Annotated in this window: 6 protein-coding genes and 1 pseudogene; 6 read left to right on the top strand and 1 reads right to left on the bottom strand. The window is 67.8% G+C overall.

Going from position 1 to position 10285, the window contains the following annotated elements:
• The first annotated feature begins 355 nt into the window (after positions 1 to 355).
• Positions 356 to 739, top strand: a complete 384-nt coding sequence (locus IEW85_RS04200; protein WP_188682937.1) for a SpoIIAA family protein — start codon at positions 356 to 358, stop codon at positions 737 to 739.
• 184 nt (positions 740 to 923) lie between these two features.
• Here IEW85_RS04200 and IEW85_RS04195 read toward each other — a convergent pair whose 3' ends face one another.
• Positions 924 to 1943, bottom strand: a complete 1020-nt coding sequence (locus IEW85_RS04195) for an alcohol dehydrogenase catalytic domain-containing protein (protein WP_188682935.1) — start codon at positions 1941 to 1943, stop codon at positions 924 to 926.
• Between the two features lie 321 nt (positions 1944 to 2264).
• On the opposite strand from IEW85_RS04195, the pseudogene IEW85_RS04190 reads away from it, so the two are divergent.
• The 5 genes and pseudogenes from IEW85_RS04190 to IEW85_RS04170 all read left to right on the top strand — a co-directional run.
• A pseudogene (locus tag IEW85_RS04190) lies at positions 2265 to 3548 on the top strand (DEAD/DEAH box helicase); the annotation flags it as partial.
• Between the two features lie 66 nt (positions 3549 to 3614).
• Positions 3615 to 5393 (top strand): AMP-binding protein, encoded by a 1779-nt coding sequence (locus IEW85_RS04185; protein WP_188682933.1) that lies wholly within the window; start codon positions 3615 to 3617, stop codon positions 5391 to 5393.
• A 66-nt stretch (positions 5394 to 5459) separates the two neighbouring features.
• Positions 5460 to 6479 (top strand): zinc-binding alcohol dehydrogenase family protein, encoded by a 1020-nt coding sequence (locus IEW85_RS04180; protein WP_188682931.1) that lies wholly within the window; start codon positions 5460 to 5462, stop codon positions 6477 to 6479.
• Positions 6480 to 6608: 129 nt separating this feature from the next.
• On the top strand, positions 6609 to 6908 hold the full coding sequence (locus IEW85_RS04175) for a DUF6504 family protein (RefSeq protein WP_188682929.1): 300 nt from the start codon (positions 6609 to 6611) through the stop codon (positions 6906 to 6908).
• A 6-nt stretch (positions 6909 to 6914) separates the two neighbouring features.
• Positions 6915 to 10268: a DNA polymerase III subunit alpha gene (locus IEW85_RS04170; protein WP_188682927.1), complete on the top strand. Its 3354-nt coding sequence runs from the start codon at positions 6915 to 6917 to the stop codon at positions 10266 to 10268.
• Positions 10269 to 10285: the final 17 nt, after the last annotated feature.

The following is a 10285-nucleotide window of genomic DNA, read 5'->3' as shown; positions in this document are numbered from 1 at the left end:
GGGTCATCGGGGCATTACGGTGAGTCATGGAGACCTCCGGTTTATCGACTTGTGAGTGTGATTACCCACATCGATACCGGAGGTCTCCTCTTTACGTCACCTGTTCACAACGTTCCGGGGCATTACAGCTAGAAGAGACAGCTCCCCTCCGGGCGCAAGCCGATCCCGCCACCGAAGCCCACGCTCTTCGACGTGGGGAGTATCGATGACGGCCTGCGCTTGCTCGCGGTGCTGCAGCGGCTCCTCCCTGCAACAGCCCTGCCGCGATGAGCGGCTCAACTGCTGTTGAAGTCCGTGGTGGGTGGCTCCTAGCGTTGTCGGTGGAATCCGGTGCCCCCGTCGAAGGAGGGTCAGAATGATCGAGGTAGTCTCAACACCTGATGGGCTGGTCTCAGTTTGGGCCAGCGGCAAGGTCGAGAAGCATGAGTGGGAGCAGGTCACAGATTCTGTCAATGGGGCGATGTCCCAGCATGGGCAGGTGTCTCTGTATGCCGACCTGTCTGACCTTGAGAGCATGAGCCCCGGGGCGATCCTTGAGGATGTGCGGTTCTCCCTGAAGAGTCTCACCGATCTGAACCGATTGGGACGAGTGGCTGTAGTCACCGACTCAACCCTGACCGAAAAGGCGACCGCGGCGAGTTCGAGGGTGTTCTCGGATCTGGATGCCAAGGTGTTCGGTCAGGATGAGGCGGCTGAAGCGCGCCGGTGGGTGCAGCTGGAACGCACGGAGGGTCTGTGATCGATGAAACGTATTTGGTGGTCGCAACAGTGAGCGCGCTTGTCGGACTCACTGTTGCTATCGGTGGGCTTTGGTATGAGAGGCGCCGCAGAGGCCGGTAGCGGCCATCACAATGCCCCAGCAGCATGCTCCGGGCCTGTGGTGACCGCCGCCGAGCGCCTCCGCCTGCTCCCACCCACAGAAATCAGGGGGTGACCAGCACCTTCAGGGACTCGCGCTGATCCATGGCGCGGTATCCCTCCGGGGTCTCCTCCAGCCCGATGTGCCGGTCGAAGACCTTCCCGGGCTCCACGGTTCCGCCCAGCACACCCGGCAGCAGGTCATCGATGTAGCTGCGGGTGGGGGCCGGACCGCCGGTCAGTGTGACATTGGGGCCGAAGAGGCTGGTGAAGCCCACAGAGGCCTGGTCGTACTGCGGCACGCCCACGCGGCTGATCACACCGCCGGGACGGACCACGCCCACCGACTGCTCATAGGCGGGCATGTGGCCCACAGCCTCCAACACTGTGTGGGTGCCCAGGCCGCCGGTCAGCTCGCGGACCTTCTCGATGCCCTCCTCGCCGCGCTCGGCGACGACATCGGTGGCGCCGAACTCGCGTCCCAGATCGGTGCGGGCCTGATGGCGGCCCATCAGGATGATCTGCTCGGCACCCAGCTGACGGGCCGAGAGCACCGCCAACAGACCCACTGCGCCGTCGCCGATCACCGTCACGCTGGTGGACGGGTTGACCCCGGCCTTGACCGCGGCGTGCCAGCCGGTGCCGTAGACATCGGCCAAGGTGAGCAGCGAGGGCAGCAGGGTCTCGTCGACGTCGCCCGGCAGCTTGGTGAGGTTATAGTCGGCGAAGGGTGCGCGGATGGCCTCCGACTGCGCCGAAGTGAAGAATCCGCCCTGCGGGCAGGAGGTGGGCAGGCCCTCGCGGCAGAGCACACAGCTTCCGCAGCCGTAGGCGAAGGGGGCCACCACCAGGTCGCCCTTCTTCAGGCCGGTGACCTCGGAGCCGACCTCCTCCACGGTGCCGAGGAACTCATGGCCCATGAAGGCGGGCTCAGCATCCTCCTTGGAGTGATAGGGGTGCAGATCGGATCCGCAGATGCAGGTGCGGACCACCCGCACCACCGCATCGGTGGGATCCTGCAGGGCGGCGTCCGGGGCATCTTCCACGCGGACATCGCCGGCGGTGTACATCATGGTGGCTCGCATCAGGAGCTCCTCCTCGTTCTCAGGCAGGTGGATGAGGGTCCGTCAGCTGACAGCTCTGATGTCCGGGCACTTATTCCCGCACCCTCCTGATGCGCCGCAGCGCAGGTCCGATGCCGTAGACTCGAAGGCTGGAAGTTCTGCGGAGCTTCTGCGTCGTAAGAACGCCTCATTCCTACAGGCCCCTCCCATCGGCCTGTCATCAGCAGTGATCTTCTCGCGGCGAACCGAGTGCACCCTCTGGTGCGTTCGCCACCCTGCCGGCTGCGGCGGCGCGGAGATCCCTGTCCCGCTGAGCCCGGCTCTCTCTGAAAGGCTCATGCCATCTCTGAAACACCTGTGACCTTCGTCGACCTCGATGTCCCCACACCCCTGGTGCAGGCACTGGCCGCCGACGGCAAGCTCCTGGCCTTCCCCATCCAGCAGCAGACCCTGCCGGACACCCTGAACGGCCGCGATGTGCTCGGCCGCGGCAAGACCGGCTCCGGCAAGACGCTGGCCTTCTCCATCCCTGTGGTCGCCTCCCTGGGTGAGGACGACGCCGCCTCCTCCCGCCGAGCCGGACGCCCCACCGCCCTGGTGCTGGCTCCCACCCGTGAGCTGGCCACCCAGATCAACGCCGTGCTGGAGCCGCTGGCCGCCGCCTACGGGCTGCGGACCACCACGATCTTCGGCGGTGTCAGCCCCAAGCACCAGATCAATGCGCTCAAAGCCGGCGTGGACATCGTGGTGGCCTGCCCCGGCCGCCTGGAGGATCTGCTGCAGCAGGGCGCCCTGACCTTGGACGATGTGCGCATCACCGTGCTGGACGAGGCCGATCATATGGCGGATCTGGGCTTCCTGCCCGGGGTGACCCGCATCCTGGCCAAGACCCCGGCCGACGGTCAGCGCCTCTTCTTCTCCGCCACTCTGGACAACGGCGTGGACAAGCTGGTCAAGCGCTTCCTGAAGGACGAGCTGCTGCACTCGGTGGACGAGGCCACCTCCCATGTGGCGGCCATGACCCACCACGTCTTCGAAGCCCACCCGGAGGGCAAGAAGGAGCTGGTGAAGACTCTGGCCTCCGGTCAGGGACGGCGCATCCTGTTCACCCGGACCAAGCACCAGGCCCGCAAGCTGGCCAAGCAGCTGACCACCCAGGGCATCCCGGCGGTGGACCTGCACGGCAACCTCTCGCAGAACGCCCGCGATCGGAACCTCGCGGCCTTCGGCGGCGGAGACGTCAACGTGCTGGTGGCCACCGATGTGGCGGCCCGCGGCGTGCATGTGGACTCGGTGGAGCTGGTGGTCCATGTAGATCCTCCGGCCGAGCATAAGGCCTATCTGCACCGCTCGGGCCGCACCGCACGCGCCGGAAGCGCCGGCGATGTGGTCACTGTGATGCTCCCCGAACAGCGCAAGGACACCCAGGCCCTGCTGCGCAAGGCCGAGATCAAGGTCTCCCCCGTCCAGGTCGCCCAGGACTCTCCCGAAGTGACCGAGCTGGTGGGCACTCCGGCTCCCTATGTGGCGCCACCGGCCCCGCAGCAGCAGAAGCCGCAGGGTTCGCGATCCCAGGGCTCCCAGAAGTCTCAGAATCCGAACCGCCGACGCCCGCGCCGCCGCCGCTGAGCCGCTCCTGCGTACTGTATGGGGAGAGCACCCTTCCATCCAGTACGCAGGAGGACCCGCAGTATGAGCAGCTCCGAGCCGGAACAGACCCAGGCGTTCCGAGCGGCACGGGACCAGCTGGTCACATACCAGCAGGACTATGAGCAGGCCCGTGAGCATTTCCGCTGGCCGCGCTTCGAGGAGTTCAACTTCGCGCTGGACTGGTTCGACCGCATCGCCGCCTCCTCCGAGCGCGCCGATCAGGATGCCCTGATCATCGCTGAGGCGGACGGCTCGGTACTGCGCCGCAGCTTCGCAGAGCTCTCCGAGACCTCCGACCGGGTGGCCAACTGGCTGCGCGAACAGGGCATGCGCCGCGGGGACCGGATGATCCTGATGCTGGGCAACCAGATCGAGCTCTGGGAGCTCATGCTGGCCGGCATCAAGCTGGGTGCGGTGCTCATCCCCACCGCGGTCCAGATGGGCCCGGCCGATCTGCAGGACCGGGTCACCCGCGGCCAGGCCGCCTGGGCGGCCGCGGGCACCGAGGATCTGAAGAAGTTCTCCGAGGTCTCCGGCGAGCTCGGACTGATCCACGTCCCCGGCTTCTACACGACCCAGACCCCTGATCCGGAGGTCAGCGGGCACCGAGTGCTGCACTATCCGCAGGCCTACCGGTCGGCGTCGGGATTCACTGCGGAAGCGCCCACCGGCGCCGATGAGACCCTGCTGCTCTACTTCACCTCCGGCACCACCTCGCTGCCCAAGCTCGTGGAGCACACCCACACCTCCTATCCGGTGGGGCATCTGACCACGATGTATTGGATCGGCATCCAGCCCGGCGATGTGCACCTCAACGTGGCCGGACCGGGCTGGGGCAAGCACGCCTGGTCCAACTTCTTCGCCCCGTGGATCGCAGAGGCGACGATCTTCGTCTACAACTACCAGCGCTTCGACGCCCACTCCCTGATGGACCAGATGAAGGCCCATGGGGTCACCAGCTTCTGCGCTCCGCCCACTGTCTGGCGGATGTTCATCCAGGCCGACCTCAGCCGGCTGACCACCCCGCCGCGGGTGACCGTCTCCGCCGGTGAGCCGCTGAACGCCGAGGTCATCGAACAGGTCAGCCGCGCCTGGGACACCACCATCCGCGACGGATTCGGGCAGACCGAGTCCACGCTGCAGGTGGCCAACACTCCGGGGTTGCCGGTGATCCCCGGCTCCATGGGGCGGCCGCTGCCCGGCTTCGACGTGGTGCTGCTGGATCCCCAGACCGGCGAGGAGGCTCCGGTGGTGGACGGCGCCCAGGAGGGAGAGCTCTGTCTGCGCGCCGAGCAGACTGGCCCCGACCGCCCGGTGGGCCTGCTGAAGTCCTACTACGGCGATGACCGGCGCACGGCCGAGGCCTTCCGCGGCGGCGTCTATCACAGCGGCGATGTGGTCCGGCGCGAGGCCGAGGGCGTGCTGACCTATGTGGGCCGCTCCGATGACGTGTTCAAGGCCAGCGACTACCGGATCTCGCCCTTCGAGCTGGAGTCCGTGCTGGTGGAGCACCCCGCTGTGGTCGAGGCTGCGGTGATCCCCTCCCCCGATCCGCTGCGCCTGGCCGTGCCCAAGGCCTTCGTGGTGCTGGCCTCCGGAACCGAGTGGGATCAGCAGACGGCCGCCTCCATCCTGCAGCACTGCCGCGATGCCGTGCCGCCGTTCAAGCGCATCCGGCGCATCGAGCTGGCCGACCTGCCCAAGACCATCTCCGGCAAGATCCGCCGTGTGGAGCTGCGCGAGCTCGAGGAGTCCCGCCCCGAGGCCGCGACGACGCCGGCGCCGCTGGAGTTCCGTGAGGCTGACCTGGATCTGCGCTGAACATACAGGAAAGGATGGAGCTCTGACACTCGGAATGTGTCCACAGCCCCATCAGTTGCACCGGATATGGCTGAGACACAGAACCTCCCGCAGACCGTCCGCTCCCTGGTGATCGCCGCAGGCGACCAGGAGGTGCCCCGCTTCGAGGAGCAGCGGCTTCCGCTGGCCGAGATCGGCCCCCACGACCTGCTGGTGGAGGTCCGGGCCGTCTCGGTGAACCCGGTGGACACCAAGGTCCGCACCGGTGCCGCCCCGCAGCCGGACCCCAAGGTCCCGGGGTGGGATGCGGCCGGCGTCGTCCGTGCCGCGGGTGCGGAGGCCACCGGCCTCTCCCCCGGCGATGAGGTCTTCTACGCCGGTGATCTGCTGCGCCCAGGCACCGATTCCGAGTTCCATGTGGTGGACTCCCGGGTGGTCGGGGCCAAGCCCTCGGGTCTGAGCCACGCCGAGGCCGCCGCCCTGCCGCTGACCGCGCTCACCGCCTGGGAGGGTCTCTTCGACCGGCTGAAGCTCGGCTCCGAGGCTCAGGGGACGCTGCTGGTGGTCGGTGCCGCAGGCGGTGTGGGCTCCATGGTGATCCAGCTGGCCAAGCAGCTGACCGGGCGCACCGTCATCGCCACCGCCTCCCGCCCGGAGAGCCGCGACTGGGTCAGGGGCCTGGGCGCCGATCACGTGATCGACCACTCCCGCTCCCTGGCCGAGCAGCTCACCGAGATCGCCCCGCAGGGTGTGGACTATGCCTTCTCCGCCTTCACCGAGGGCCAGGAGGAGAAGATCGCCGAGGCCATGGCGCCGCAGAGCGGCCTGGTGGTCATCGACGATCCCGACGGCCTGCCCACCGGGCCCTTCAAGCCGAAGTCAATCGCCCTGCACTGGGAGTTCATGTTCACCCGCACCATGTTCGGCACCCCGGATATGGCCCGGCAGGCAGAGATCCTCGACCGTGTGGCCGAGATGATCGACGCCGGCACGCTGCGCAGCACGCTCAGCGAGACCCTCGAAGGCCTGACTCCGGAGAACCTGGCGGAGGCCCACCGCCGTCTGGAGTCCAGCCGCACAATGGGCAAGCTGGTGCTCAGCCTCTGATCCCACAGCCTCTCCGGCCCGGATCCCGCGCCCGCCGCGCGTGATCCGGGCCGCTGTCACTTGGTCGTGTCAGGGGCCGGTCGTACACTCGATATTCGAACATGTCTTCGAATAGACGGAGGGTGACCGATGAGTGCAGATCCAGCGGCCCAGGAGGAGATGGCCACAGTCTGGGCTGATGAGGCCGGCATACCGCTGCGCCTGGTCTGGTCCGGACGGCGTTTCACCGTCACCGGTCGGCCGATCCAGTGGTTCGACCGCCGGCCCTGGTGGACCACAACCGGACGTGCACCGGCCGGGCAGTCCGCCGATGTGCTGGAGCAGCCGATGTGGCAGGTGCGCGCCCAGGCCCCCGACGGGCAGATCCTGATCTTCGACCTGATCGCCTCCTCCGGCATGCAGTGGCCGGTCACCGGAATCTACGACTGAGGCGCGATGGCCAGCTTCACCCATCTCCACGTCACCAGCGCCTTCTCCGCCCACCACGGCACCACCCGACCGGAGGCCCTGGTCGACGCCGCCCACGCGGCGGGCCAGCACAGCGCGGCCATCACCGACCGTGACGGCCTCTACGGGGCAGTCCGCCATATCCGAGCCTGCCTGGCCGCCGGCCTGAAGCCCATCGTGGGCGCAGGCCTGCAGGTCCGCGAGGGCTCCGAGCAGTCCGAGATCACCGTGCTGGCCCATGGGAGCACCGGCGGGGCCGGCTGGGCCGGGCTGACCCGGCTGATCTCCTCGGCCCATGCGCCCAAGCGCGGCGCACGCCGGAAGGCCCACGGCAGCGTGCATCGCCCTGCCTGGATCAGCCGGAGCCGTCCGGCGGTCTTCCTCCAGGATGAGCAGGGGCCCACCGCCACCGTCATGCTCGGCCCGGAGTCCGACGTCGGACAGGCCGTGCTGGCCGAGGATCCGGGCCGGGCCGTCGGCCTGCTGGAGGACTGGAGGCAGAGACTCCCCGGCGGCGTCGTACTGGAGCTCGTGGTCCACCACACCCGTCCCGGCAGCCCGTTCAGCCTGCAGCATGCCGCGGCGATGCTCACCCTGGCCGAGCACAGCGGCACTCCGGCGGTGCTCACCAATGCTGTGCGCTATCTGGAGCCCGACGACGCCGTCACCGCCGACGTCCTCGACTCCGCCGCCCACCTGCTGCCGCTGGGCAGCTTCCCCGCCCAGCCCAATGCCCAGGCCTGGCTCAAGCCTGCCGAGGAGATGCACCGGATCGCCTACCGTGTGGCAGATCAGGCCGATCTCCCGGCAGCCTCCGCCGCAGCCATGCTGGAGCACACCGAGCAGCTGGCCGAGCGCTGCCAGCTGGACCCGGAGGCCGACCTGCAGTGGCGCCGGCCCAAGGTTCCGGAGCTGGAGGTCCTGGGCATCACCGGAGATCCGGCCGCAGCCCTGCGGGAGCAGTGCCAGGCAGGCCTGTCCCTGCGATATCCCGGGGCCTCCGGGGATCGGCTCAGCGAGATCTGGGACCGCCTCCAGCAGGAGCTGCAGATCATCGACCATTTCGGCTACAACACCTATTTCCTCACTGTGGCCGACGTGGTGGAGATGATCCGCAGCTCAGGTGTGCGGGTCCAGGCCCGGGGCTCCGGCGCCGGCAGCCTGGTCAACCACCTGCTGGGCATCTCGACTGTGGACCCGCTGGAGCACGACCTGCTCTTCGAACGGTTCCTGGGACGAGCGCGCACCACACTGCCGGACATCGATGTGGACATCGAGTCCGCCCGTCGGCATGAGATCTACCAGGCGATCTTCGAGCGCTATGGGCACCACCGAGTGACCCTGCTGTCCATGCAGAACCGTTACCGGGCCCGTGGAGCGGCCCGCGACGCCGGTCTGGCCCTGGGACTGCGCGAGGAGCGCATCGACCAGATCGCTGAGAGCCTCTGGCGCTTCGACGCCGCCGAGTTCCGGAAGGTCCTGCATTCCAAGCCGGAGCTCCGGGAGGTCGCGGAGCTGGTGGACACCGAGCCCCAAGTGGACCTGCTGGTGGACCTCACCGAGCGTCTGGACCGGCTCCCCCGCCATATCTCCATGCACTCCTGCGGCGTCATCCTGGGCGATTCCGAACTGCTCTCGCTGACCCCCACCCAGCCCTCAGGGATGGGCCTGCCGATGTCCCAGTTCGACAAGGACGACATCGACGACCTCGGCCTGCTCAAGCTCGATGTGCTCGGAGTGCGCATGCAGTCGGCCCTGGCCTACGCGGTCCGAGAGGTCGCCCGGGTCAACGGGCCCCACGCCGCTCAGGAGGGAGGCCTGCCCGAGGACACCCCCTACGTCTCCCCGGAGGGTCGGATCGACCTGGATGCGGTGCCCACTGATGACGAGGCCACCTATGCGGCCATCCGCACCACGCACACATTGGGGATGTTCCAGATCGAGTCCCCCGGGCAGCGCGAGCTGATCGGCAAGCTCCAACCCACCGAGTACAGCGACCTAATCGCTGACATCTCCCTCTTCCGACCCGGCCCGATGAAGGCGAATATGGTGGGCCCCTTCACCGAGCGCAAGCACGGCTTCCAGCGGGTGGACTATCTGCACCCGCGCTTCGCCCCCTTCCTCCAGGACTCCTACGGCGTGGTGGTCTATCACGAGCATGTGCTGCGGATCCTCTCCGACTGCATGGATGTGGACCTGGCCTATGCCGATGAGCTCCGACGCCGGCTGCAGCGCGACCCGGAGGAGGTGGAGGCAGAGTTCCGCCGCAGGACCGCGGCGGCCGGGCGCTTCACCGCCGAGGAGACTGAGACCATCTGGGAGGCTATGAAGGGGTTCGGCAGCTTCGGCTTCTGCAAGGCCCACGGCGCGGCCTTCGCCCTGCCCACCTATCAGAGCGCCTGGCTGAAGACACACTACCCGGTGGAGTTCCTCTGTGCCCTGTTCGAACATGACCCGGGGATGTACCCGCGCCGACTGCTGATGGCCGAGGCGCGGCGGATCGGCATCCCGCTGCTGCCGGTGGACGCCAACGCCTCCGGCCGGGAGTACCGCGTAGAACGGGTCTCCGCCGAGGAGAAGGGGATCCGCCTGGCGCTGCGCGATGTTCGGGGCATCACCGAGGCTGAGCTGGATCGTATCGTCGCCGGACAGCCCTACTCCTCCATCTCCGAGCTGCGTCGCCGGGCAGAGCCCTCCCGTCCGCTGCTGATGCGCCTGGCTTCCATCGGTGCACTGGACTCTCTGGCCGCCGGTCAGGAGCAGCGAGCCAGCCGCGGCGGGCTGATCGCCTATGTCCGTCAGCTGACCGCCCGACCGCGACGGCCTCAGGCCACGGATGATCAGCAGCAGAGCCTCTTCGGCGAAGACCTGCTGATCTCCCAAACACCGGACCCCTCCCCTGAGGAGCAGCTCGAGGCGGAGCTGGAGGTCCTCTCCTCCGAGGTGGACGGCCATATCCTCGACCCCTATCGTCCGATGCTCGAAGAGCTCGGCGTCGTCGCCGCCGAGGATCTTCTGAGTCTGCGCAACAGCTCGGAGGTCCTGGTGGCAGGTGCCCGGGTGGCCACCCAGACTCCGCCGATGCGCTCCGGGGACCGCACAGTGTTCATCAGCCTGGACGACGGCACCGGCTGTGTGGACACCATCTTCTTCGACGATGCCCAGCAGCAGGCCGGGCCGCTGCTCTTCGGCACTCGGCTGATGATCATCCGCGGGCGCACCCGCCGGACCGGGGCACGTGGCATGACCATCCAGGCCGATGAGGCATGGGACCTCCGGCAGATGTGGAACGAATGGCGCAGGGCCAGACACTCGACTTCATCTTCACTGGAACGAGGCTGAGACCACATACGCTGATA

The organism is Nesterenkonia cremea, from assembly GCF_014642675.1.
In the GTDB taxonomy this organism is placed as follows: Bacteria; Actinomycetota; Actinomycetes; order Actinomycetales; family Micrococcaceae; genus Nesterenkonia; species Nesterenkonia cremea.
This window is presented reverse-complemented; position numbering and strand designations above follow the sequence as displayed.

Coding starts and splice junctions, on each gene's coding strand:
- IEW85_RS04200 (WP_188682937.1), top strand. CDS start 356: ATGATCGAGGTAGTCTCAACACCTGATGGGCTGGTCTCAGTTTGGGCC.
- IEW85_RS04195 (WP_188682935.1), bottom strand. CDS start 1,943: ATGCGAGCCACCATGATGTACACCGCCGGCGATGTCCGCGTGGAAGAT.
- IEW85_RS04185 (WP_188682933.1), top strand. CDS start 3,615: ATGAGCAGCTCCGAGCCGGAACAGACCCAGGCGTTCCGAGCGGCACGG.
- IEW85_RS04180 (WP_188682931.1), top strand. CDS start 5,460: ATGGCTGAGACACAGAACCTCCCGCAGACCGTCCGCTCCCTGGTGATC.
- IEW85_RS04175 (WP_188682929.1), top strand. CDS start 6,609: ATGAGTGCAGATCCAGCGGCCCAGGAGGAGATGGCCACAGTCTGGGCT.
- IEW85_RS04170 (WP_188682927.1), top strand. CDS start 6,915: ATGGCCAGCTTCACCCATCTCCACGTCACCAGCGCCTTCTCCGCCCAC.